We start from the raw sequence: 24,054 nt of genomic DNA, 5'->3' as shown, positions 1-24,054 counted from the left end.
TTTCCGAACAAGCAACGTTTAAGGAAACACCGTGAATCTCAACGCAACCCTGTTTGCGCAAATGGTCGTGTTCCTGATCCTCGCGTGGTTCACGATGAAGTTCGTGTGGCCGCCGCTGATCAACGCCCTCGACGAGCGCTCGAAGAAGATCGCTGACGGCCTCTCCGCCGCGGAAAAGGGCAAGCAGGAACTCGAAGCCGCTCACAAGCGCGTCGACCAGGAACTCTCCCAGGCACGCAATGCCGGCCAGCAGCGTATTGCCGACGCGGAAAAGCGCGCCGTGGCAGTCGCCGACGAAATCAAGGCACAGGCACAGGCTGAAGCCGCCCGCATCATCGCGCAGGCGAAGGCCGACGCGGAGCAGCAAGTCGTGAAGGCGCGCGAAACGCTGCGCGGCGAAGTCGCCGCACTCGCCGTGAAGGGCGCTGAGCAGATCCTGAAGCGCGAAGTCGACCAGGCCGCTCACGCTGACCTGCTGAATCAACTGAAAGCCGAGCTCTGATCATGGCCGAACTTGCAACCATCGCCCGTCCGTACGCGGAAGCGCTGTTTGGCGTGGCCGAAGCTGGTGACATCGCCGCCTGGTCCACGCTCGTGCAGGAGCTGGCACAGGTTGCGCGTCTGCCCGAAGTGCTGTCGATCGCCTCGAGCCCGAAAGTGAGCCGCACCCAGGTCAGCGATCTGCTGCTGGCTGCGGTCAAGTCGCCGCTCAAGGACAACGCGCAAGCGAAGAATCTGGTGCAGATGCTGGTGGACAACCATCGCCTGCAATTGCTGCCGGAAATCGCCTCGCAGTTCGAAGAGTTGAAGAACGCCCGCGAAGGGGCGGCAGATGTGCTGATCGTCAGCGCATTCCCGCTCGAAGGTGCGCAGTTGAACGAACTCGTCGCAAGCCTCGAACGCAAGTTCAAGCGCAAGCTGAAGCCGACGGTCGAAGTCGACCCGTCGTTGATCGGCGGCGTGCGCGTGACGGTCGGCGACGAAGTGCTCGATACCTCGGTCCGCGCGCGGCTTGCCAGCATGCAGACGGCCCTGACGGCCTGAAGCGCCTTGCGCTTTAGCGGCTGGCACGCAACAGAATTGACTATCAGGAGCGAATAATGCAACTCAATCCCTCTGAGATCAGCGAGCTGATCAAGAGCCGGATCCAGGGCCTTGACGCGAGCGCAGACGTTCGCAACCAGGGCACCGTGATCTCCGTGACCGACGGTATCGTGCGTATCCACGGCCTGTCGGAAGTGATGCAGGGCGAAATGCTCGAATTTCCGGGCAACACCTTCGGTCTCGCATTGAACCTCGAGCGCGACTCGGTCGGTGCCGTGATTCTGGGTGAGTACGAACACATTTCGGAAGGCGACATCGTCAAGACGACGGGCCGCATTCTCGAAGTGCCGGTGGGTCCGGAACTGCTCGGCCGCGTGGTCGACGCACTCGGCAACCCGATCGACGGCAAGGGCCCGCTCAACGCGAAGATGACCGACGCAATCGAAAAGATTGCACCGGGCGTGATCTGGCGTAAGTCGGTTTCGGAGCCGGTCCAGACCGGCCTGAAGTCGATCGACGCGATGGTGCCGATCGGCCGTGGCCAGCGCGAGCTGATCATCGGCGACCGCCAGTGCGGCAAGACCGCAGTCGCAGTCGACGCGATCATCAACCAGAAGGGCAAGAACCTCGTCTGTATCTACGTCGCGATCGGCCAGAAGGCTTCGTCGATCATGAACGTGGTGCGCAAGCTCGAAGAATCGGGCGCGCTCGAATACACGATCGTCGTGGCCGCTTCGGCTTCGGATTCGGCAGCGATGCAGTACCTCGCGCCGTACGCCGGCTGCACGATGGGCGAATACTTCCGCGATCGCGGCCAGGACGCGCTGATCGTTTATGACGACTTGACCAAGCAGGCCTGGGCATACCGTCAGATCTCGCTGCTGCTGCGCCGCCCGCCGGGCCGTGAAGCTTACCCGGGTGACGTGTTCTATCTGCACTCGCGTCTGCTTGAGCGTGCTGCTCGCGTCTCGGAAGAGTACGTCGAGAAGTTCACCAACGGCGAAGTGAAGGGCAAGAGCGGCTCGCTGACGGCACTGCCGGTCATCGAAACGCAGGCAGGCGACGTGACCGCATTCGTTCCGACGAACGTGATCTCGATTACCGACGGCCAGATCTTCCTTGAAACCGACCTCTTCAACGCAGGTATCCGCCCGGCAATTAACGCCGGCGTGTCGGTGTCGCGTGTGGGTGGCGCGGCACAGACGAAGGTCGTGAAGAAGCTGTCGGGCGGTATCCGTACCGACCTCGCGCAGTACCGTGAACTCGCAGCGTTCGCGCAGTTCGCATCGGACCTCGACGAAGCGACCCGCAAGCAGCTCGAGCGCGGCCGCCGCGTGACGGAACTGCTCAAGCAGCCGCAGTATCAGCCGCTGCAGGTGTGGGAACTGGCTGTGTCGCTGTTCGCGGCGAACAACGGTTACCTCGACGACCTCGAAGTCGGTCAGGTTCTGCCGTTCGAAAAGGGCCTGCGCGACCACCTGAAGGCGAGCCATGCTGACCTGGTCAAGCGTATCGAAGATACCAAGGAACTCTCGAAGGACGACGAAGGCCTGCTGCATACGGCCGTCAAAGACTTCAAGAAGTCCGGCGCTTATTGATCCGCGAGTGATCCGCAAGGCATAAACGGACCTTGAAGCGGCGCGGGCCGCATGCGAATGCTCCCGTGCTGCTTCGACCGCTTTGCATGGGACCCGAGTAAGCGCTGAAGCGCTAACTCGGGCCGACAAAGGAGCAAGCAATGGCTGGAATGAAGGAAATTCGCGGCAAGATCAAGAGCGTGCAAAACACGCGCAAGATCACGAAAGCGATGGAGATGGTGGCCGCATCGAAGATGCGCCGCGCTCAGGAGCGCATGCGCGCTGCTCGCCCGTATGCCGACAAGGTCCGCGACATCGCTGCGCACATGAGCCGTGCGAACCCGGAGTATCGTCACCCGTTCATGGTGTCGAACGACGGCGCGAAGGCGGCCGGCATCATCCTCGTCACGACCGATAAGGGTCTGTGCGGTGGGATGAACACCAACGTGCTGCGCGCGTCGGTGCAGAAGTTCAAGGAACTGGAAGGCCAGGGCAAGACGATCGAAGCAACCGCGATCGGCAGCAAGGGGCTCGGTTTCCTGAACCGTTTGCGCGCCAAGGTCGTGTCGAACGTCGTGCATCTGGGCGATACGCCGCATCTGGAAAAGCTGATCGGCGCAGTCAAGGTGCAACTCGACCTGTTCTCGGAAGGCAAGATTTCGGCGGTGTACCTCGCGTACACGCGCTTCGTCAACACGATGAAGCAGGAGCCGGTGATCGAGCAGCTGCTGCCGCTGTCGGCGGAGCAGTTCGAGCGCACGGAAGAAGACGGCACGACGCCGCGCACGCAGTGGGACTACATCTACGAGCCGGATGCGCAGGCCGTGGTGGACGAGCTGCTGGTGCGTTATGTCGAAGCGCTGGTCTATCAGGCCGTCGCGGAAAACATGGCATCGGAGCAATCGGCCCGGATGGTGGCGATGAAGGCCGCTTCGGACAACGCGAAGACGGTCATCAACGAACTGCAACTCGTGTACAACAAGAGCCGTCAGGCCGCGATCACGAAAGAACTGTCGGAAATCGTCGGTGGTGCGGCGGCGGTCTGACCGTAACGGTCGGCAGCCGCTCATGTGCGCCCGTAGTGGCGCACCCATCGAAACTGCGCCTTTGCGCGAGTGAAGAATTGAGTATCTAAAGGAAAAGCGATGAGTACTACTGCTTTGGTAGAAGGCAAGATCGTACAGTGCATCGGCGCGGTGATCGACGTGGAATTTCCGCGTGAAACCATGCCGAAGATTTACGACGCGCTCATTCTCGAAGGTTCGGAACTGACGCTCGAAGTCCAGCAGCAGCTGGGCGACGGCGTGGTCCGCACCATCTGTCTGGGTGCTTCGGACGGTCTGCGCCGCGGCACGATCGTGAAGAACACCGGTAACCCGATCAGCGTGCCGGTCGGCAAGCCGACCCTCGGCCGCATCATGGACGTGCTGGGCCGTCCGATCGACGAAGCCGGTCCGATCGCGAGCGAAAACATGCGCTCGATCCACCAGAAGGCGCCGGCGTTCGACGAACTGTCGCCGTCGACGGAACTGCTCGAAACCGGCATCAAGGTGATCGACCTGATCTGCCCGTTCGCGAAGGGCGGCAAGGTGGGTCTGTTCGGTGGCGCCGGCGTGGGCAAGACCGTGAACATGATGGAACTGATCAACAACATCGCGAAGGAGCACGGCGGTTACTCCGTGTTCGCCGGTGTGGGCGAGCGGACCCGCGAAGGGAACGACTTCTATCATGAAATGAAGGACTCGAACGTTCTCGACAAGGTCGCGCTCGTGTACGGCCAGATGAACGAGCCGCCGGGCAACCGTCTGCGCGTCGCGCTGACCGGCCTGACGATGGCCGAGCACTTCCGTGACGAAGGCCTCGACGTGCTGTTCTTCGTCGACAACATCTACCGTTTCACGCTGGCCGGTACCGAAGTGTCGGCACTGCTCGGCCGTATGCCGTCGGCGGTGGGCTATCAGCCGACGCTGGCTGAAGAAATGGGTAAGCTGCAAGAGCGTATTACGTCGACCAAGACCGGCTCGATCACCTCGGTGCAGGCCGTGTATGTCCCTGCGGACGACTTGACCGACCCGTCGCCGGCTACGACCTTCGGCCACCTGGACGCAACCGTCGTGCTGTCGCGTGACATCGCTTCGCTCGGTATCTACCCCGCAGTGGACCCGCTCGATTCGACCTCGCGCCAGATCGACCCGAACGTGATCGGCGAAGAGCACTACTCGATCACGCGCGGCGTGCAGCAAACGCTGCAGCGCTACAAGGAACTGCGCGACATCATCGCGATTCTGGGCATGGACGAACTCGCACCGGAAGACAAGCTCGCCGTTGCGCGCGCTCGTAAGATCCAGCGTTTCCTGTCGCAGCCGTTCCACGTCGCTGAAGTGTTCACGGGCTCGCCGGGCAAGTACGTGCCGCTGAAGGAAACGATCCGTGGCTTCAAGATGATCGTCGAAGGCGAGTGCGACCATCTGCCGGAGCAGGCGTTCTACATGGTCGGCACGATCGACGAAGCCTTCGAAAAGGCCAAGAAGATCCAGTAAAGGTCGGGTGTAACGAAGCGGGCGCAGCAAAGTCGTACCGACTGAATAAGTCACTACTGACTTATCTCGCCTTCACTACGCTTAACCCAGCCTTGCATGAGACGAAAGTGAGCGCACCAAAGTGCTTACTTTCGTCGACAGGAGTCGACACTTATGGCAACCATTAAAGTAGACGTCGTCAGCGCGGAAGAGCAGATCTTCTCGGGCCAGGCGAAGTTCGTCGCGCTGCCGGGCGAAGCGGGTGAACTCGGCATTCTGCCGGGCCACACGCCGCTCATCACGCGGATTCGTCCGGGTGCGGTGCGTATCGAAGCTGAAAACGGCGAAGAAGAGTTTGTGTTCGTCGCCGGCGGCATCCTCGAAATCCAGCCGGGCGCTGTGACGGTTCTCGCCGACACGGCAATCCGCGGTAAGGATCTCGACGAGGCCAAGGCCGAAGACGCGCGCAAGCGCGCGGAAGAGGCGCTGCAGAACACGGGTTCGAACCTCGAATACGCAACCGCGCAGGCGGAACTCGCGTATGCGACGGCTCAGCTCGCGGCTATCCAGCGTCTGCGCAAGCTGCGCGGTCAGCACTAAGACACGCGGTAGAAAAGAGCAGCCTTCGCGGCTGCTTTTTTTCGGCATTAAATTGACGTTTACGTAAAGGTAAAAATCCGCGTAGTTGGGAGAGAGAAGACCAGCGGTCGCCATCCGCGCAATGCGCTGCGGGTAAGACTTGATGCCGGTTGGCCCTAAGCCGATGGCACAATCGATTTCAAATGTATTTCAGTCGAGCGAGCTTTCGCTCACGGAGACAACACCATGGCAACGCATATGTCGGGCGAAGGTGCGCTCATCGAACCTAGGGACGGACTGTCGTATGTGCGCGGGTCGACTGAAATTCCGTTGAGCGAAGCGACCGTCGGCGAGTTTCTGCGAGAAACGGCGGCTCGCTTTCCCGATCGGCCAGCCGTGGTGTTTCGCGAGCAGGGCATCCGCTGGACGTGGAAGGCGTTCGCGGACGAGGTGGATGTGCTCGCGTCAGGGCTGCTCGCGCTCGGTATCGCGAAGGGCGATCGCGTCGGTATCTGGTCGCCGAATCGCGTCGAGTGGCTGCTGACGCAGTTCGCGACGGCGCGCATCGGCGCGATCCTCGTCAATATCAATCCGGCTTACCGGCTCGCCGAACTCGAATACGCGCTGAACAAGGTCGGCTGCAAGGCGATTATTGCCGCCGAGCGCTTCAAGGCGTCGATGTATCTCGAGATGCTGCAGGAACTGGCTCCCGAACTGGCAACGCAGGCACCCGGCGAACTCCACGCCGCGCGGCTGCCGGAGTTGCGCTACGTGATCCGCATGGGCGACACGGAAACGCCGGGCATGCTGAGCTTTTCCGAGCTGATCGAGCGGGGGCGCGCGACGCTCGACACGGCCAGGCTCGATGCGATCGGCGCCACGCTGTCGTGTCACGAACCGATCAACATCCAGTTCACGAGCGGCACGACCGGCAACCCGAAGGGCGCGACGCTGACGCATAGCAACGTGGTCAACAACGCACGCTATATCGCGATGGCGATGCGGTTGAGCGAACACGACGGCTTGTGCATTCCCGTGCCGCTCTATCACTGCTTCGGGATGGTGCTGGCGGTGCTCGCGTGCGTCTCGGTGGGCACGAACATGGTGTTTCCGGGCGAAGGCTTCGACCCGGCCGCGACGCTGTCCGCGGCCGCGGACGAAAAATGCACCGCGCTGCATGGCGTGCCGACGATGTTCATCGCCGAACTCGATCACCCGACGTTCGCATCCCACGACTTCTCGCGCCTGCGTACCGGCATCATGGCGGGTTCGCCATGCCCGATCGAAACGATGAAGAAGGTCGTCTCGAAGATGCACCTGGCCGAGATCACCATCGCCTACGGCATGACGGAAACGAGCCCGGTGTCGTTCCAGAGCTCGACGACCGATCCGCTCGACAAGCGCACTACGACGGTCGGCCGTATCCAGCCGCATCTGGAAGTGAAAATCATCGATCCGCTCGGCAATGTCGTGCCGGTCGGCGAGACCGGCGAGCTCTGCACGCGCGGCTACTCGGTGATGCTCGGTTATTGGGGCGATGAGGCGAAGACGCGCGAGAGCATTGTCGACGGCTGGATGCATACCGGCGATCTGGCGACGCTCGATAGCGAGGGCTACTGCAACATCGTCGGCCGCCTGAAGGACATGCTGATTCGCGGCGGAGAAAACATCTATCCGCGCGAGATTGAGGAGTTTCTGTTTCGCCACCCGAAGATTCAGAGCGTGCAGGTGTTTGGCGTGCCCGACGCGAAGTATGGCGAAGAGGTTTGCGCGTGGGTCGTGCTGCGCGCGGGCGAACATGCGACCGCCGAAGAGATCCAGCAGTTCTGCCAAGGGCAGATTGCGCACTACAAGGTGCCGCGATACATCCGTTTCGTCGACGAATTGCCGATGACCGTAACCGGCAAGGTACAAAAATTCATCATGCGTGAGCGGATGATCGGCGAATTGAAGCTGAGCGTAGACAAGACCGCGTGATGCCTCACGAGCACTCGTGATACAGGATTCGAATAGGGAAGGAAACGCGGGTTGCGTGAGAGGTTTCGTCTCGCGCAAACGTTTGGGAAGACGAAAAAAAAGCGGGCCTGGAGCCCGCTAAAAACCACACGCTACGGGGTTAGCGCGAGGAGACCAAAGATGGGACCGGCTATCACGGCGACCCTGTGCCGATTACGGCCCCAACAGGGATGCCCCTTCACAGGGCTTCGGCAAAGCCGACCGGCAAGTGCATCGTATCCGCTCACACCACGCACCCAGCCACATCCGTGTTGAAACCGTTGAGGGCATTGTGGGCGAATTAACTTATGAGCGCGGTAACAAAGTGTTTCAGGTTGTAACGCCCGCCAGATAAGGCGCTGCGGGATTTATTGCCAAAATAAATCGTTTCAAACGTAGTATTTACCGATGACTGCCGCGCAATTTCATACGCATGATTGATGCCATTCGCGACGCATATCGCCGCATAAACTATTCGGTCGATTGCGCATGAAGTAGTTGCATATGCATCTTTTGCACGGCGAGTTCCCCGTATTACAAGAGCTTGGTCCGCCCCGGAAAATTCATCTGGTGAAATGCACGGTACGTGCTGCGTCGCAAAACTTTTATTTCCGATTCCTCGCGTAGAAAACAGGGGCGGATTGAACATCTTGTGACGCTGCGGCCATGGCGTGGATACGCTCAGAAACGTCGTGGCTCGTTACACGATCGTCTCCTTGCGAAACGAAACCGTCTTATGAGACTGGCTGCCTGCCCGAGCAAGAGCAGTTCACGACAGGCGGCCCGAAACAGCACACACAAAAACACGGGTAAATGGCGGCCTTACTTCAGCCACTTATCCGAAATAGCCTGATATTCGCCCGTTGCGCGCGCGAGATGCAGCCACTGGTCGACATACTGTTGGAACGCCACGTCGCCGCGCGGCAGCAGCCACGCCTTCTCGCCGTACTGGAACGGTTTGTCGGGGTGCACCGAGCACAGACCCGGATTCAGCTTCTGCTGCAACAGCGTCTCCGAGGCATCGGTCACCATCACGTCGGCTTTTCCGGCGAGGATCTGCTTGAAGATCGTCACGTTGTCCGGATAAACGGTCACGTTCGCATGCGGAAAGTATTGCTTTGCGAACTTCTCGTTCGTGCCGCCCGGATTGACGATCACCCGCGTGGCCGGCTGGTCGATCTGCGCGACGGTCTGGTATTTGTTGACGTCGTCGCAGCGGACGATCGGCGTCTTGCCGTCGATCATGTACGCCTGCGTGAAAAACGCATGCTTTTGCCGCTCGAGCGTCGGCGAAACGCCACCGATACCGATATCGCATTTCGCGACGAAGTCGGTCATCAGGTTCGACCACGACGTCTTGACGAACTCTACCTTCACGCCGAGCGACCTGGCGAGCGACTCCGCCATGTCGATGTCGATGCCTTCGAACTGCCCATCCCCCTTGTAGAACGAGTACGGCTTGTAGTCGCCGGTCGTACAGGCGCGCAGCGTGCCGCGGCTCATGATGTCGTCGAGCCGGGAAGGCGCGGTGGCGGTCTGCGCGCTGGCCACGCCCACCTGCATCAAGACGCCGGCGAGCGCGCCGAGCATTGCGAGAGCTGCCTTGTTCATCGAGTCTCCTTGTCGTGTGTAATTGGCTGGTAAGGCTGACGGATAGTAGCCCGCCAACGCGAGCTTGAACATCGGCCGTTCAGCCAGGTCCAGCCGGGCCGACAATGACAGCCTGCCGCGAATCGCCCGCCACGCGCGCCTTTGCCACGGCCGCAACCCCAAAGAGCGGGCTTTATGAGCCGCGAGCGCAACAGTTATTGGTCCGATCACGCGTAATGCGGCGAGCCGGGTCCGGTAAAATGCCGCCTTGCCTTCAGCTTTCTGGTCGTACGCAACGTGGCCCATCAACTTCTGAACGACACTTTCCTGCGCGCGCTGCTGCGCCAGCCAACCGACTACACGCCGATCTGGCTGATGCGCCAGGCGGGCCGCTATCTGCCCGAATACAACGCCACGCGCGGCCGCGCGGGCAGTTTCCTCGGGCTCGCGAAGAACCCGGCCTATGCGACGGAAGTCACGCTGCAGCCGCTCGACCGCTATCCGCTCGACGCCGCCATCCTGTTTTCCGACATCCTGACCGTGCCCGACGCGATGGGGCTGGGTCTCGAGTTCGTCAACGGCGAGGGGCCGAAATTTGCCCGCCCGGTGCGCACCGAAGACGATGTCGCACGGCTTGCCGTGCCGGACATCGATGCGACGCTGCGCTACGTGACCGACGCCGTGCGCGAAATCCGCGTGGCGCTCAACGATGCGCAAGGCTGCCAGCGCGTGCCGCTGATCGGCTTCTCCGGCAGCCCGTGGACGCTCGCGTGCTACATGGTCGAAGGCGGCGGCTCGGCGGATTTCCGCACCGTCAAGTCGATGCTCTACGCGCGTCCCGATCTGCTGCACCGGATTCTCGACGTCAACGCGCGCTCGGTTGCGGCATACCTGAACGCGCAGATCGAAGCTGGCGCACAGGCCGTGATGATTTTCGACACGTGGGGCGGCACGCTCGCAGACAGCATTTATCAGCGGTTTTCGTTGCACTACATCGAACAGGTGGTGAGCCAGCTCAAGCGCGAGCATGACGGCGAGAAGATTCCCGTGATCGCGTTCACGAAGGGCGGTGGCCTGTGGCTCGAAGACATCGCCGCAAGCGGCGTCGACGCGGTCGGCCTCGACTGGACCGTCAACCTCGGCAAGGCGCGCGAGCGCGTCGGCGGCAAGGTTGCGCTTCAGGGCAATATCGACCCGTCCGTGCTGTTTGCGCCGCCTTCCGCGATTCGTAGGGAAGCGCGCGCGGTGCTCGACAGCTTCGGCAATCATCCGGGGCACGTTTTCAATCTCGGACACGGCATTTCGCAGTTCACGCCGCCGGAGCACGTCGCCGAGCTGGTCGACGAAGTGCATCGCCATAGCCGCGCGATTCGAAGCGGTGCGCATACGCCGGCGTAATGCCGTCATCGACGCTGATTTTGTTGCAGTGCAGCGAGGTGGGCTCTCGGCCTAAGGACGAATGTGCGGCGCAGAGGCCGTCAGATGGCGGTCTTGTGATTGTCAAGACTTGACTTATGCACATTCGTCACGCTGCGGCGCGGTAGAGGCTTTAATCGTGCCCCACCCCTTGCAATTTGCCGGCGCATTTGATCTAAGCCTTGTCTGGTAAGGGTTTGCGGGGAATCCGGCAAAATGTGCGCAACCCCACAGAAGGCCGTCGCGACGCCATTTCCGGCCCATCGGAGTGAAGTTCTTAACAAAGTTATCCACAGGGCAGCGAGTCGAGTGCAATTATTCAGCCGAATCCAAAACTTAGCGGCGAAATTGAAGTTTTACTTTAACTTCGAGGGCCTCGCTTCGCGTCCAATTGACTCTGCGGCGTGGCTTGCGTCCGTGTAATGTTTTCGGCTTCCCTGCACCGCGTGAGCGACATGTTCGTCCGCGTCGCGCTCGACCATCCGCTGCCGACTCTGTTCGACTATCGCTGCGACACGCCGGAAGCGGCCGTGCCGGGCACGCTCGTTAGCGTGCCGTTCGGCAAGCGCCATGTGGTGGGGCTTGTCTGCGAAGTGACCGCTCACAGCGACGTGCCGGCCGAGCGTCTCAAGGCTGTGGATAAAGTCTGCGCCGCCTGTCCGCCAGTCTCGGCGCAATGGCTGGGGCTCGCCGCGTTCGCCGCGGATTACTACCAGCGCGGTCTCGGCGAAGTCGCATTGCCCGCGCTGCCGCAGGCTTTGCGCGATGCGTCACGCTGGTCGCGGCTGTTCGCACCGGAAGAGCGCTATCGGCTGATGCCCGAGGGTCGCGCGGCCTTGCCCGATACCTTGCCGGCCCGCGCGACGGCGCTGCGAAAGCTCGCGCAGGCGCTTGCCGAAACCGACTTCCTGCTTGCCGCCGACGCCCGCGCGCTCCATCCCAAGGCGCTGGCCACGCTGGAGAGCTGGCTGGCGGCCGGTTGGGTCGCGCTCGACGTGATCGAAGCCGCGGCGGTGCCGGCGGCCGCCCCAGCGCCGGACGTGCCCGCGCCCCCGCTTCCCACGCTGACGGACGAGCAGGCCGCTGCCGTCGAAGCGATCCGCGATGCGGACGGCTTCGCGCCGTTCCTGCTGCACGGCGTGACCGGCAGCGGTAAGACCGAGGTGTATCTGCGCGCGCTTGCTGAAATGCTGGCCGCGAAGCCCGACGCTCAGGCGCTCGTGCTCGTGCCGGAAATCAACTTGACGCCGCAGTTCGAGGCGGCTTTCCGCGCGCGCTTCGCCGCGCTCGACGGCACGGCGATCGTCACGCTGCACAGCGGTCTCGCGGAGGGCGAGCGCGCCCGCAACTGGTTCGCCGCGCACACGGGCCGCGCGCGCATCGTGCTCGGCACGCGCCTCGCGGTGCTCGCATCGCTGCCGCGGCTCGCGATCATCGTCGTCGACGAGGAGCACGATCCGGCCTACAAGCAGCAGGAAGGTTTGCGCTATTCGGCGCGCGATCTGGCGATCTACCGCGCGAAGCAACTCGGCGTGCCGGTCGTGCTCGGCTCGGCGACGCCGTCGCTCGAAAGCTGGTGGCAGGCCGACCAGGGGCGCTACAAGCGGCTCACGCTGTCGCGCCGCGCGGTCGCCGATGCCGTGCTGCCGACCGTGCGGCTCATCGATCTCGAAGACGAGCGCCGGCGCGGGCGTGCCTCGGTCGAAGGCCTGTCGGGACCGCTGATCGCGGCGCTGAAGACGCGCCTCGAGCGCGGCGAGCAAAGCCTCGTGTTCCTGAACCGCCGCGGCTACGCGCCGCAGCTCGCGTGCGACGCGTGCGGCTGGGTCGCCGGTTGTCCGCGTTGCAGCGCCTATGTCGTGCTGCACAAGCCCGAGCGCGCGCTGCGTTGTCACCACTGCGGCTGGGAAGCGCGCATTCCGCGCTCGTGTCCGGAGTGCGGCAACGTCGATATCGCGCCGCTCGGGCGCGGCACGCAGCGCGTCGAGGAAACGCTCGCGAGCGCGGTGCCGGGCGCCCGCGTGCTGCGTATCGACGCCGACAGCACGCGCCGCAAAGGCAGCGCGCAGGCGCTGTTCTCGGACGTTCACGCGGGCGAGGTCGACATTCTGGTCGGCACGCAGATGATCGCGAAGGGGCACGATTTTCAGCGCGTCTCGCTGGTCGGCGTGCTGAATGCCGATACCGCGCTTTTTTCCCACGACTTCCGCGCGAGCGAGCGCCTGTTCGCGCAGCTGATGCAGGTGAGCGGGCGCGCGGGCCGCGCCGGCTTGCCGGGCGAAGTGCTCGTGCAGACGCGTTATCCGCGTCACGCGCTGTATCACGCGCTGGGCCGTCACGATTACGTCGGTTTTGCCAACTCGACGCTCGCCGAACGGCGCGATGCTCACCTGCCGCCGTTCGTCTACCAGGCGCTGCTGCGCGCCGAAGGGCGCACGCTCGAGGCCGCGCTCGCGTTCCTGCAGCAGGCCGCCGCCGAACTTGTCCACATCCCCGCCGCCGAGCGGGTGACCGTCTACGATGCGGTGCCGCTCACGATCGTCAAGGTCATGCACGTGCATCGCGCGCAACTGCTGATCGAGAGCGCTTCGCGCGCCGCGCTGCAGGCGACGCTGCGCGCGTGGCAACCGCTGCTACGCGGGCTCAAGGGTGTGCTGCGCTGGAATCTCGAAGTCGATCCGCTCGACATCTGACGCTCGCGGCTGGATCGCTGCGGCGTCGCACCGGCGAGTTGCCGTCATGTGGAGAGCCGGGAGGCGCTCGAACTGCGCATTCCGGGATTCGTCGTCGTCAGCTCGGGTTTGGGCGGGAGCGCTTCCGGTGGCGGGGCGTGTCGCCCGCCTGACCCGCTCGGGTCGCCGCGCAATGTCGGCACCTGGTTCGACGCGCCTGTCGTACAACTGATGCAATCGGCATGGCCGTGCGCCGCGTCGATCCAGACGCCCCGCAAGACGTCGTTTTCTTGCCACTTCGCGTGGGCCGTCGCGCCCGCATGCTCAATCGTTCAAGGCGGTCCGCGTCGTGTTGCTCGCCGATGCGCGCGAGGCCGCCTGTGTCTGATTCTCATCCTCTTCCTGCCTGTTCGGGCGCCCGGTCGCGCCTCGAATGAAGAGCACCGCACAGGTCGCACACAGCGCCCAGATGCCCAGTATCACCCACCACTTTTCCATCTCACTGCCCTCGAAGGCCCCGTTTGTCTTCTTTGCGTGCCCGCAAACCGCAGGTTTGGGGCCGCCCGTCACCGTATCTCTATATATCGGCGCGTGCAGTCGTTTGATAAGGCTAATTGCGAAAAGAATCACGCCAGGGAAAATACCGATCGCAACCACGCTGGCCCGAATTCGCCTCTTCGGCCGAAAACTCAAGCCGCATAAGGCTTCTCGAGGGGTGCAACCGCAATCGAAGGTTGGTTGCACCTTTTTATTGGGAGGCGTACGATTCGCCGAACATTTGGTCTTTTGCCGGGCTCGCACCTGGTACTGAAGAAGGAAACATGGCAAGCACCACCCTTGGCGTTAAGGTCGACGACCTCCTGCGTTCCCGGCTCAAAGATGCCGCGACCCGTCTCGAACGCACCCCGCACTGGTTGATCAAACAGGCAATTTTCGCCTATCTCGAAAAAATCGAGCACGGTCAGCTGCCCGCCGAACTGTCGGGCGCGACAGGCTCGGCCGATCTCGCCGACGGCTCCGCGGTCGAGAGCGAGGAAGACGGCGCATCGCATCCGTTCCTCGATTTCGCGCAGAACGTGCAACCGCAATCGGTGCTGCGCGCGGCGATCACGGCCGCGTATCGCCGCCCCGAGCCGGAGTGCGTGCCGTTCCTGCTTGGCCAGGCGCGTCTGCCGGCCAATCTCGCGGGCGACGTGCAGGCGCTGGCTGGCAAGCTGGTCGAAACGCTGCGCTCGAAGAGCAAGGGCGGCGGCGTCGAAGGGCTGATCCACGAATTCTCGCTGTCGAGCCAGGAAGGCGTGGCGCTGATGTGTCTCGCCGAAGCGCTGCTGCGCATCCCCGACCGCGCGACGCGCGATGCGCTGATCCGCGACAAGATCAGCAAGGGCGACTGGAAATCACACGTCGGCCAGGCGCCGTCGCTGTTCGTCAACGCGGCGACCTGGGGCCTCATGCTCACGGGCAAGCTCGTGACGACCAATAGCGAGACGAGCCTGTCGTCGGCGCTCACGCGTCTGATCGGCAAGGGCGGCGAGCCGCTGATCCGCAAGGGCGTCGACATGGCGATGCGCCTGATGGGCGAGCAGTTCGTGACCGGCGAGAACATCTCCGAAGCGCTCGCGAACAGCCGCAAATACGAAGCGCGCGGTTTCCGCTACTCGTACGACATGCTCGGCGAGGCGGCCACCACCGAGGCCGACGCGCAGCGCTACTACGCGTCGTACGAGCAGGCGATCCACGCGATCGGCAAGGCGGCCGGCGGGCGCGGTATCTATGAAGGCCCGGGCATTTCCATCAAGCTCTCGGCGCTGCATCCGCGCTACTCGCGCTCGCAGCAGGAGCGCACGATGGGCGAACTGCTGCCGCGCGTGCGCTCGCTCGCGATCCTCGCGCGCCGCTACGACATCGGCCTGAACATCGACGCCGAAGAGGCCGACCGCCTCGAACTGTCGCTCGACCTGCTCGAAGCGCTGTGTTTCGATCCCGAACTGGCCGGCTGGAACGGCATCGGCTTCGTGGTGCAGGCGTACCAGAAGCGCTGCCCGTTCGTGATCGACTACCTGGTCGATCTCGCGCGCCGCAGCCGTCACCGCATCATGGTGCGGCTCGTGAAGGGCGCGTACTGGGACACCGAAATCAAGCGCGCCCAGGTGGACGGCCTCGAAGGCTATCCGGTCTACACGCGCAAGGTCTACACCGACGTGTCGTACCTTGCGTGCGCGAAGAAGCTGCTGGGCGCGCCCGATGCGGTCTATCCGCAGTTCGCGACGCACAACGCGCACACGCTCTCGGCGATCTACTACCTCGCCGGCAACAACTACTACCCTGGCCAGTACGAGTTCCAGTGCCTGCACGGCATGGGCGAGCCGCTCTACGAAGAGGTCACAGGCCGCGACAAGCTGAACCGTCCCTGCCGCGTGTACGCGCCGGTCGGCACGCATGAGACGCTGCTCGCGTACCTCGTGCGCCGTCTGCTCGAAAACGGCGCGAACACGTCGTTCGTGAACCGTATCGCCGACGAAAGCGTTGCGATCAAGGACCTGATCGCCGATCCGGTCGAGGAAGCCTCGAAGATCGCGCCGCTCGGCGCACCGCACGCGAAGATTCCGCTGCCGCGCAACCTGTACGGCGCCGAGCGCTTCAATTCGATGGGCCTCGATCTGTCGAACGAGCACCGGCTCGCGTCGCTGTCGTCGGCGCTGCTCGCGAGCGCGCATCATCCGTGGCGCGCCGCGCCGATGCTCGAAGACAACGACGGCGCCGGCGGCACCGCGCGCGACGTGCGTAACCCAGCCGACCAGCGCGATCTCGTCGGCACGGTCGTCGAAGCGAGCGCCGAACACGTGAGCGCCGCGCTCGCGCATGCGGTCGCCGCCGCGCCGATCTGGCAGGCAACGCCGGTCGAAGCGCGCGCCGACTGCCTCGCGCGGGCCGCCGATCTGCTCGAAGCGCAGATGCACACGCTGATGGGCCTCGTGGTGCGCGAAGCGGGCAAGTCGCTGCCGAACGCGGTCGCGGAAATTCGCGAGGCGATCGACTTCCTGCGCTACTACTCGACGCAGATCCGCAGCGAGTTCTCGAACGATACGCATCGCCCGCTCGGTCCGGTGGTCTGCATCAGCCCGTGGAACTTCCCGCTCGCGATCTTCATGGGCCAGGTGGCTGCCGCGCTCGCGGCCGGCAACACGGTACTCGCGAAGCCGGCCGAACAGACGCCGCTGATCGCCGCGCAGGCGGTGCGCATCCTGCGCGAAGCCGGCGTGCCGGCGGGTGCGGTGCAACTGCTGCCGGGCGACGGCGAGACGGTCGGTGCCGCGCTGGTGGCCGATCCGCGCACGCGCGCCGTGATGTTCACGGGCTCGACCGAAGTCGCGCGCCTCATCAACAGGACGTTGTCGGGCCGCCTCGACCCGGACGGCAAGCCGATTCCGCTGATCGCCGAAACGGGCGGCCAGAACGCGATGATCGTCGATTCGTCGGCGCTCGCCGAGCAGGTGGTCGCGGACGTGCTGCAGTCGTCGTTCGACTCCGCCGGTCAACGGTGTTCGGCGCTGCGCGTTCTTTGTCTGCAGGAAGACGTCGCGGAGCGCACGCTCGAAATGCTGACGGGCGCGATGCGCGAGCTGGCGGTGGGCAATCCGGATCGCCTGTCGATCGACGTCGGCCCGGTGATCGACCTCGACGCGAAGCGCGGCATCGACGCGCACGTCGCGGCGATGCGCGACAAGGGCCGCAAGGTCGAGCAGTTGCCGTTGCCCGAGAGCACGGCGCAAGGCACGTTCGTGCCGCCGACGCTGATCGAGCTCGACAGCATCGACGAGCTGAAGCGCGAAGTGTTCGGCCCGGTGCTGCACGTCGTGCGCTATCGCCGCAGCCAGCTCGACAAGCTGCTCGAACAGATCCGCGCGACCGGCTACGGCCTGACGCTCGGCATCCATACGCGGATCGACGAGACGATCGCCCATGTGATCGGCCGCGCGCACGTCGGCAACATCTACGTGAACCGCAACGTGATCGGCGCGGTGGTGGGCGTCCAGCCGTTCGGCGGCGAAGGCCTGTCGGGCACGGGGCCGAAGGCGGGCGGCGCGCTGTATCTGCAGCGTCTGCTGGCGACGCGCCCGGCCGGTCTGCCGAAGTCGCTCGCGCAGGCGCTCGTCGCGGAAGTACCGCGAACGGCGGAAAACGGCGACAATCCTGCCGCGGCACTGACCGTGCTGCGCGACTGGTTGATCGCCGAGCGCGAACCGCAGCTTGCCGCGCGCTGCGACGGTTATCTGTCGCATGTGCCGGCGGGCGCGACCGCGGTGCTCTCCGGGCCGACCGGCGAGCGCAATACGTACACGCTGGGCCCGCGCGGCACGGTGCTGTGCATCGCGTCGACCGCGAGCGGCGCGCGCGTGCAGTTGGCGGCGGCGCTGGCTACGGGAAATCGAGCCTTGTTTGAAGGCGCGGCAGGTGAACAATTAGTGGCGCAGCTGCCTGCATCGCTGAAGGCGCATGCAAGCGTGAAGAAGAACGCCGATGCGTCGTTCGACGCGGTGCTGTTCGAGGGCGACAGCGACGAGCTGCTCGCACTCGTGAAGGAAGTTGCGAAACGCGCGGGGCCGATCGTTTCGGTGCAGGGCGTCGCAGCCCGTGCGCTCGCGAGCGGGGACGAAGACTACGCGCTCGAGCGTCTGCTCACCGAGCGCTCGGTCAGCGTGAACACCGCGGCAGCGGGCGGCAATGCGAATTTGATGACGATCGGTTGAGCGAACCTCGGCGATTTCTTCAATAGAACGAAGCGGCACGGCGACCCCGAAACCGCTTCATCCACACCTGGTATCAAGGAGATGCTATGCAACACACAATGAAACAGCTGGCAGGCGCAGCTCTGGTTGCCGCAATGTCGCTGGCGGGGACAGCCAACGCTCAATCGACGGAAGACGTGAAGATCGGTTTCGCCGGTCCGATGACGGGTGCGCAGGCGCACTACGGCAAAGACTTCCAGAACGGCATCACGCTCGCGGTCGAAGAGTTCAACGCGACCAAGCCGATGATCGGCGGCAAGCAGGTTCGCATCGTGCTCGACTCCGCCGACGACCAGGCCGACCCGCGCACCGGCACGACGGTTGCGCAGAAGCTCGTGGATGATGGCATCAAGGGCATGCTCGGCCACTTCAACTCGGGCACGACGATCCCGGCTTCGCGCATCTACGCGAACGCGGGCATTCCGCAGATCGCGATGGCGACCGCGCCGGAATACACGCAGCAGGGCTTCAAGACCACCTTCCGCATGATGACGTCGGACACGCAGCAAGGCTCGGTGGCCGGCGCGTTCGCGGTGAAGAACCTCGGCATGAAGAAGATTGCGATCGTCGACGATCGCACCGCTTACGGCCAGGGTCTGGCCGATCAGTTCGAGAAGGCGGCGAAGGCGGCGGGCGCGACGATCGTCGATCGTGAATATACGAACGACAAGGCCGTTGACTTCAAGTCGATCCTGACCAAGCTGAAGTCGACCAACCCGGACCTGATCTACTACGGCGGCGCGGACTCGCAAGCAGCACCGATGGTCAAGCAGATGAAGCAGCTCGGCGTGAAGGCGCCGCTGATGGGCGGCGAAATGGTCCACACGCCGACCTTCATCAAGCTCGCGGGCGACGCGGCGAACGGCACGGTGGCTTCGCTCGCCGGTCTGCCGCTCGACGAAATGCCGGGCGGCAAGGCCTACGTCGAGAAGTACAAGAAGCGCTTCAACGAAGACGTGCAGACGTACTCGCCGTACGCCTACGACGGCGCGATGGCGATGTTCGCCGCGATGAAGAGCGCGAACTCGACCGATCCGGCGAAGTACCTGCCGGTGCTCGCGAAGACCTCGATGCCGGCCGTGACGTCGGCCAACCTCGCATACGACGAACGCGGCGATCTGAAGAACGGCGGCATCACGCTGTACAAGGTCGTCGACGGCAAGTGGACGACGCTGCAAAGCGTAGGCGGCAAGTAAGTTTTTTGCCGGCTGCGGTTGATGGTGAAAAAACCCCGCTTCGGCGGGGTTTTTTATTGGCTATGCGGTCGAGGTGCTTTTAGAGTGTGCAGCCGTTCATTCCCCCCGCATCTTCCTCCCCTGCTCACGAATCATCTCCAGCGTCGCCGCAGGCGTGCTCGCCTCCTGCGGCATGCGAATCTCGATCACCGCCGGCAACTGCGATTCGATCGCGCGTTGCAATGCCGGCAGAAAATCTTCGGTACGCTCGACGGTCTCGCCATGCGCGCCGAACGAGCGCGCGAATGCCGCGAAGTCCGGGTTCGTGAGGCCGGTGCCATGCACGCGATGCGGATAGTGCCGCTCCTGATGCATGCGGATCGTGCCGAAGTGGCTGTTGTTGACGACGATGAACAGCACGCGCAGGTCGTACTGCATCGCCGTCGCGAGTTCCTGGGCCGCCATCATGAAGCAGCCGTCGCCGGCGAGCGCGACCACCGCGCGTTGCGGATACAGCGACTTCGCCGCGAGCGCCGCCGGCACGCCGTAGCCCATCGCGCCGCTCGTCGGCGCAAGCTGCGAGCGGAAGTGCCGATACGAGAAATGCCGATGCAGCCACGTCGCGTAATTGCCGGCGCCGTTCGTGAGGATCGCGTCGTCGGGCAGGTGCGCGCGTAATTGCTGGATCACTTCGCCCATCTGCACGTCGCCGGGAATCGGCCGCGGCTTGCGCCATTCCAGATACGCGCGATGCGCTTCCGCGGCGGCGCCCGCCCAGGCGGGCGTGCCGGACGACGACGGCTTCAGCTCCGCCAGCATCGCGGCCAGCTCGGGCATGCCGGACACGATCGGCAGATCGGCCGCATACACACGCCCGAGTTCTTCTGCGCCCTGATGCACGTGCACGAGCGTCTGCTTCGTCTTCGGAATGTCGAGCAGCGTGTAGCCGTTCGTGGTGGCTTCGCCGAGACGCGGACCGAGCGCGAGCAGCACGTCGGCGTCGCGGATGCGCTGCGCGAGCGCGGGATTGATGCCGAGGCCGACGTCGCCCGCATAGTTCGGATGCTCGTTATCGAAGGTGTCCTGGAAGCGGAACGCGAGGCCGATCGGCAACTGCCAGTTTTCGATGAAACGGCGCAGGTCCGCGCAGGCGGCCGGCGTCCAGCCGCTGCCGCCCGCGATCACCATCGGCCGTTGCGCGCCGTCGAGCAACTGGCGCAGCGTCTCCATCTGCGCGGCGGACGGCGACGCCGCCACGCGCTGATAAGCGGGCGCGCCGGGCACCGCGTCGCATGCCTCGCTCAACACGTCTTCGGGCAACGACAGCACGACCGGTCCCGGCCGGCCCGAGGTGGCCGTGTGAAACGCGTGGCTCAGGTATTCGGGAATGCGCTTCGGGTCGTCGATCTGCGCGACCCACTTCGCCATCTGGCCGAACATGCGCCGATAGTCGATCTCCTGGAACGCCTCGCGTTCGAGATGCTCGCGCGCGCACTGGCCGATCAGCAGGATCATCGGCGTCGAGTCCTGAAACGCGGTGTGCACGCCGATCGATGCATGCGTCGCGCCCGGCCCGCGCGTAACGAGCGCAACGCCGGGCCGGCCGGTCAGCTTGCCGACCGCTTCGGCCATGTTCGCGGCGGCCGCCTCGTGACGGCAGACGACCGTCTGGATGCGCGCGGTTTCGTCGTGCAGCGAATCGAGCATGGCGAGGAAGCTTTCGCCGGGCACGCAAAATACGCGTTCGACGCCATGCGTGAGCAACGCATCGACGACGAGACGCGCGCCGGTCGTGCGCGCGAGGGGGGAAACGGAAACGTTGGAAGCGGGAGCATTCGGCAGCGACATGGCGAGGAAGCCTCCTGGCAGCGCGTGAGCGCAATGGAATGAGGCCGCACCGACGCAATGTGCGAGCGCGGCTGATGGGCGGTTCGACAGCTTACGCCGGGCGCGCGTGCGCTGTCACGGCGCGGCGGGAACGCGGCAGGCACCGCCGCGTTCAACACTCGACGATATTTACCGCCAGGCCGCCGCGCGACGTTTCCTTGTACTTGGTCTTCATGTCCGCGCCGGTTTCGCGCATCGTCTTGATGACCGAATCGAGCGATACGTAGTGGCTGCCGTCGCCGCGCAACGCCATGCGCGCCGCATTGACGGCTTTCACCGACGCCATCGCATTGCGCTCGATGCACGGAATCTGCACCATGCCGCCGACCGGATCGCAGGTGAGCCCGAGGTTGTGTTCCATGCCGATTTCGGCCGCATTCTCGACCTGCTGCGGCGTGCCGCCCATCACCGCGGCGAGCGCGCCGGCCGCCATCGAGCAGGCCACGCCCACTTCGCCCTGGCAGCCCACTTCAGCGCCCGAGATCGACGCGTTGAGCTTGTAGAGAATGCCGATCGCGGCAGCCGTCATCAGGAAGTCGATCACGCCCTGCTCGTTCGCGTTCGGCATGAAGCGCGTGTAGTAATGCAGCACGGCCGGGATGATGCCGGCCGCGCCGTTGGTCGGCGCGGTGACGACGCGCCCGCCCGCGGCGTTTTCCTCGTTGACGGCGATCGCATAGAGGTTGATCCAGTCGACCATCGACAGCGGATCCTGCAACGCGCGTTCGGGATGGCCCGTCAACGCGCGATACAGCTGCGGCGCGCGCCGCTTCACCTGGAACGGACCGGGCAAGTGGCCGTCGGCATCGGGATTGTTGATGCCGCAGCCGCGTGCGACGCATGCCTGCATCACGTCCCAGATTTTCAGCAGGCCCGCGCGCGTTTCTTCTTCGGTGTGCCAGGCGCGCTCGTTTTCCCGCATCAGTTGCGCGATGCTCTTGCCGCTCGACGCGCACAGCGCGAGCAACTCGTTGGCGGTGCGGAACGAATACGGCAATTGATCGACGGCGCTCAGCACCTTCGTGTTCGGCGCGCCGGCCGTCACCACGAAGCCGCCGCCGACCGACAGATAAGTCGATTCGCGCAGCGTCGCGCCTTGCGCGTCGAATGCGTGCAGTTTCAGGCCGTTCGGATGCTCGGGCAGCGCCTGACGATAGAACGCGATGTGCTCCTTCAGCACGAACGGCACGTCATGCGTGCCGAGCAGCGCGAGCTTGCGCGACACGCGCACCGCTTCGAGCCGCTGCGTGATCGTTTCCGGATCGACGGTGTCGGGCGCATCGCCCATCAGGCCGAGCATGACGCCGCGATCGGTGCCGTGCCCTTTGCCGGTCGCGCCGAGCGAGCCGTACAGCTCGGCTTTCACCGACGCGGTGGCGTCGAGCAGCCCGTCGCGCTCGAGTCCCTGGACGAACATCAGCGCCGCGCGCATCGGCCCGACGGTGTGCGAGCTGGACGGACCAATGCCGATTTTGAAGAGATCGAAGACGCTGACTGCCATGTACTGCTCCTGCTGCGTAGATAAATAGTTTAGCGCGCCGGCAGCGGCAAACACACGGCGAGCCACGCGGGCGGCGTCGGTGCGAGCTGCAGCGCGATGGGCGTAAAGCGCCCGTCGAGACGCGCCGCCAGGTGAAACAGTTCCGTCGCGCTTTTCGGGTCCCATGGGCCCGCGTAGCCGGGCAAGCCGGCCTCGCGACGTTTCGTGTCGAACGGAATGTTCGAATGCACGAATTCCTCATGCGTCTGGGTGCCCATGGCGAACGGCACGAGCCAGTTCAGCGCGGCGAGCAGCGTCGCGCCGTTCGCGCCCTTCTCCTGCAGCCAGTTGCGGTTGTGGCGGCGCGCGGCGAGCGCGGCCGTCACGAGCGGTTGCAGATCGTAGGCCACGTAGCGCAGCGCGTCGCGCTCGCCGAAATCGATCGTCGAGCCGTCCGGCGCGACGTTGTCGCCGATATGCTCGACGAACAGCCGTTGCGCGGCGTTGATCATCTTGCGATTGTCGAGCGTGAACGCGGCCATCGCGATCAGCTTGATGCGGTGGCTCTGCCAATTGTTGCGGAACGTGCCCGTAAGCGGCCGCGGCTGCGCGTCGATCTGCGCGATGTAGCCGCTCGCGAGTTTCGTCAGGAAGGCCATTGCCGCGTTGCGGGTTTTGACGGGCAGCGCGCTCGCGGTCATGTCGTACGCGAGGATCAGCCCTTCGAAATGCGTCTCGTCGATCGGATTGAAGCTCGGCTGATAGGTCGTGACCCAGGCATAGAGCAGACGGTCGACGAGCTTGAGGAAGCGGTCGTCGCTGGTTGCGCGCCACGCCAGCGCGGCGTCGCGCAGCAGGTCGAGGTCCTGTTCCGCTTCGACGCTCTGATCGTAGATGCCCTCGTGCGGCAACGTGCCCTCGGTGTGCAGTTTCGCGAGCGCATGCGGCTGCTCGTTCAGATGCGCCTGCACATTGCTGACGAGTGCCTTGACGCCGGGATCGGCATGGGTGCGCTCGCTGGTTTGCAGCGCGGGCGCCGCGCAGAAATTCATCGCGGCCTGTGCCTCGCGCAGCGGCAGCAGTGCGGCCGCGCCGGCCAGCAGCATGACGTAGGCGGCCCGCCACGAACGGGCGGCGGCGGCCCGGCTTTGCATCGATCGCACCTTTCGCGCCATGCGGAACTCCTCGTTAGGCTGATTCGGTGTGTGATGTTAGCCGTTTGCGGCCCTCAACGACAGGACTGCGCGTGGGCCGCGCCGCGTCCGCTCATGGACGCCGATGCCGACGCCGAGCAGGCTTCACCGCGTCGCGCCGCCTGCTCGCGCGTGCT

The 24,054-nt window shown here is 64.3% G+C and carries 15 protein-coding genes; 11 read left to right on the top strand and 4 right to left on the bottom strand.

Going from position 1 to position 24,054, the window contains the following annotated elements; genetic code table 11:
• The first annotated feature begins 31 nt into the window (after positions 1-31).
• The 7 genes from F3J19_RS28195 to F3J19_RS28165 all read left to right on the top strand — a co-directional run bounded on the left by F3J19_RS28195 (position 32) and on the right by F3J19_RS28165 (position 7,696).
• Positions 32-502: a F0F1 ATP synthase subunit B gene (locus tag F3J19_RS28195; RefSeq protein WP_167049051.1), complete on the top strand. Its 471-nt coding sequence runs from the start codon at positions 32-34 to the stop codon at positions 500-502.
• Positions 503-504: 2 nt separating this feature from the next.
• The gene (locus tag F3J19_RS28190; protein ID WP_167049049.1) at positions 505-1,044 is read left to right on the top strand and encodes a F0F1 ATP synthase subunit delta; all 540 of its coding nucleotides are present in this window, start codon (positions 505-507) and stop codon (positions 1,042-1,044) included.
• Positions 1,045-1,100: 56 nt separating this feature from the next.
• On the top strand, positions 1,101-2,642 hold the full coding sequence (gene atpA, locus F3J19_RS28185; protein WP_167049047.1) for a F0F1 ATP synthase subunit alpha: 1,542 nt from the start codon (positions 1,101-1,103) through the stop codon (positions 2,640-2,642).
• 140 nt (positions 2,643-2,782) lie between these two features.
• Positions 2,783-3,667 (top strand): F0F1 ATP synthase subunit gamma, encoded by an 885-nt coding sequence (gene atpG / locus F3J19_RS28180; RefSeq protein ID WP_167049045.1) that lies wholly within the window; start codon positions 2,783-2,785, stop codon positions 3,665-3,667.
• 99 nt (positions 3,668-3,766) lie between these two features.
• Positions 3,767-5,161, top strand: a complete 1,395-nt coding sequence (gene atpD / locus F3J19_RS28175; protein ID WP_167049043.1) for a F0F1 ATP synthase subunit beta — start codon at positions 3,767-3,769, stop codon at positions 5,159-5,161.
• A gap of 153 nt (positions 5,162-5,314) precedes the next feature.
• Positions 5,315-5,740: a F0F1 ATP synthase subunit epsilon gene (locus F3J19_RS28170; RefSeq protein WP_007180027.1), complete on the top strand. Its 426-nt coding sequence runs from the start codon at positions 5,315-5,317 to the stop codon at positions 5,738-5,740.
• Positions 5,741-5,965: 225 nt separating this feature from the next.
• A complete protein-coding gene (locus tag F3J19_RS28165) occupies positions 5,966-7,696 on the top strand; it encodes an AMP-binding protein (protein ID WP_167049041.1) in 1,731 nt (576 codons plus the stop codon).
• Positions 7,697-8,536: 840 nt separating this feature from the next.
• On the opposite strand, the gene F3J19_RS28160 is transcribed toward F3J19_RS28165, so the two are convergent.
• Positions 8,537-9,325, bottom strand: coding sequence for a transporter substrate-binding domain-containing protein (locus F3J19_RS28160; RefSeq protein WP_167049040.1), 789 nt, complete (start codon positions 9,323-9,325; stop codon positions 8,537-8,539).
• Between the two features lie 276 nt (positions 9,326-9,601).
• On the opposite strand from F3J19_RS28160, the gene hemE reads away from it, so the two are divergent.
• The 4 genes from hemE to F3J19_RS28140 all read left to right on the top strand — a co-directional run bounded on the left by hemE (position 9,602) and on the right by F3J19_RS28140 (position 19,378).
• Complete coding sequence (gene hemE / locus F3J19_RS28155) at positions 9,602-10,702, top strand: uroporphyrinogen decarboxylase (protein WP_167049038.1); 1,101 nt, start codon at positions 9,602-9,604, stop codon at positions 10,700-10,702.
• A gap of 473 nt (positions 10,703-11,175) precedes the next feature.
• Positions 11,176-13,413: a primosomal protein N' gene (locus F3J19_RS28150; RefSeq protein ID WP_167049132.1), complete on the top strand. Its 2,238-nt coding sequence runs from the start codon at positions 11,176-11,178 to the stop codon at positions 13,411-13,413.
• An 800-nt stretch (positions 13,414-14,213) separates the two neighbouring features.
• The gene (putA, locus tag F3J19_RS28145; protein WP_167049036.1) at positions 14,214-18,143 is read left to right on the top strand and encodes a trifunctional transcriptional regulator/proline dehydrogenase/L-glutamate gamma-semialdehyde dehydrogenase; all 3,930 of its coding nucleotides are present in this window, start codon (positions 14,214-14,216) and stop codon (positions 18,141-18,143) included.
• Positions 18,144-18,229: 86 nt separating this feature from the next.
• Complete coding sequence (locus F3J19_RS28140; protein WP_167049034.1) at positions 18,230-19,378, top strand: branched-chain amino acid ABC transporter substrate-binding protein; 1,149 nt, start codon at positions 18,230-18,232, stop codon at positions 19,376-19,378.
• Positions 19,379-19,474: 96 nt separating this feature from the next.
• Here the strand turns inward: F3J19_RS28140 and F3J19_RS28135 are convergent, their stop codons facing one another.
• The 3 genes from F3J19_RS28135 to F3J19_RS28125 all read right to left on the bottom strand — a co-directional run bounded on the left by F3J19_RS28135 (position 19,475) and on the right by F3J19_RS28125 (position 23,899).
• Positions 19,475-21,205, bottom strand: coding sequence for a thiamine pyrophosphate-binding protein (locus F3J19_RS28135; protein ID WP_167049032.1), 1,731 nt, complete (start codon positions 21,203-21,205; stop codon positions 19,475-19,477).
• A 151-nt stretch (positions 21,206-21,356) separates the two neighbouring features.
• On the bottom strand, positions 21,357-22,745 hold the full coding sequence (locus F3J19_RS28130) for an L-serine ammonia-lyase (RefSeq protein ID WP_167049030.1): 1,389 nt from the start codon (positions 22,743-22,745) through the stop codon (positions 21,357-21,359).
• Positions 22,746-22,774: 29 nt separating this feature from the next.
• The gene (locus F3J19_RS28125; protein WP_167049028.1) at positions 22,775-23,899 is read right to left on the bottom strand and encodes an alginate lyase family protein; all 1,125 of its coding nucleotides are present in this window, start codon (positions 23,897-23,899) and stop codon (positions 22,775-22,777) included.
• Positions 23,900-24,054 lie beyond the last annotated feature (155 nt).

The sequence above is a fragment of the Burkholderia sp. Ax-1724 genome (genome assembly GCF_011752995.1).
Lineage (GTDB): Bacteria > Pseudomonadota > Gammaproteobacteria > Burkholderiales > Burkholderiaceae > Paraburkholderia.
The sequence above is the reverse complement of the archived record's forward strand: the minus strand, read 5'-3'. Positions and strand labels throughout refer to the sequence as shown.

Coding starts and splice junctions, on each gene's coding strand:
- F3J19_RS28170 (WP_007180027.1), top strand. CDS start 5,315: ATGGCAACCATTAAAGTAGACGTCGTCAGCGCGGAAGAGCAGATCTTC.
- putA (WP_167049036.1), top strand. CDS start 14,214: ATGGCAAGCACCACCCTTGGCGTTAAGGTCGACGACCTCCTGCGTTCC.
- F3J19_RS28150 (WP_167049132.1), top strand. CDS start 11,176: ATGTTCGTCCGCGTCGCGCTCGACCATCCGCTGCCGACTCTGTTCGAC.
- F3J19_RS28140 (WP_167049034.1), top strand. CDS start 18,230: ATGCAACACACAATGAAACAGCTGGCAGGCGCAGCTCTGGTTGCCGCA.
- F3J19_RS28160 (WP_167049040.1), bottom strand. CDS start 9,325: ATGAACAAGGCAGCTCTCGCAATGCTCGGCGCGCTCGCCGGCGTCTTG.
- F3J19_RS28130 (WP_167049030.1), bottom strand. CDS start 22,745: ATGGCAGTCAGCGTCTTCGATCTCTTCAAAATCGGCATTGGTCCGTCC.
- F3J19_RS28125 (WP_167049028.1), bottom strand. CDS start 23,899: ATGGCGCGAAAGGTGCGATCGATGCAAAGCCGGGCCGCCGCCGCCCGT.
- atpG (WP_167049045.1), top strand. CDS start 2,783: ATGGCTGGAATGAAGGAAATTCGCGGCAAGATCAAGAGCGTGCAAAAC.
- F3J19_RS28135 (WP_167049032.1), bottom strand. CDS start 21,205: ATGTCGCTGCCGAATGCTCCCGCTTCCAACGTTTCCGTTTCCCCCCTC.
- F3J19_RS28165 (WP_167049041.1), top strand. CDS start 5,966: ATGGCAACGCATATGTCGGGCGAAGGTGCGCTCATCGAACCTAGGGAC.
- F3J19_RS28190 (WP_167049049.1), top strand. CDS start 505: ATGGCCGAACTTGCAACCATCGCCCGTCCGTACGCGGAAGCGCTGTTT.
- atpA (WP_167049047.1), top strand. CDS start 1,101: ATGCAACTCAATCCCTCTGAGATCAGCGAGCTGATCAAGAGCCGGATC.
- atpD (WP_167049043.1), top strand. CDS start 3,767: ATGAGTACTACTGCTTTGGTAGAAGGCAAGATCGTACAGTGCATCGGC.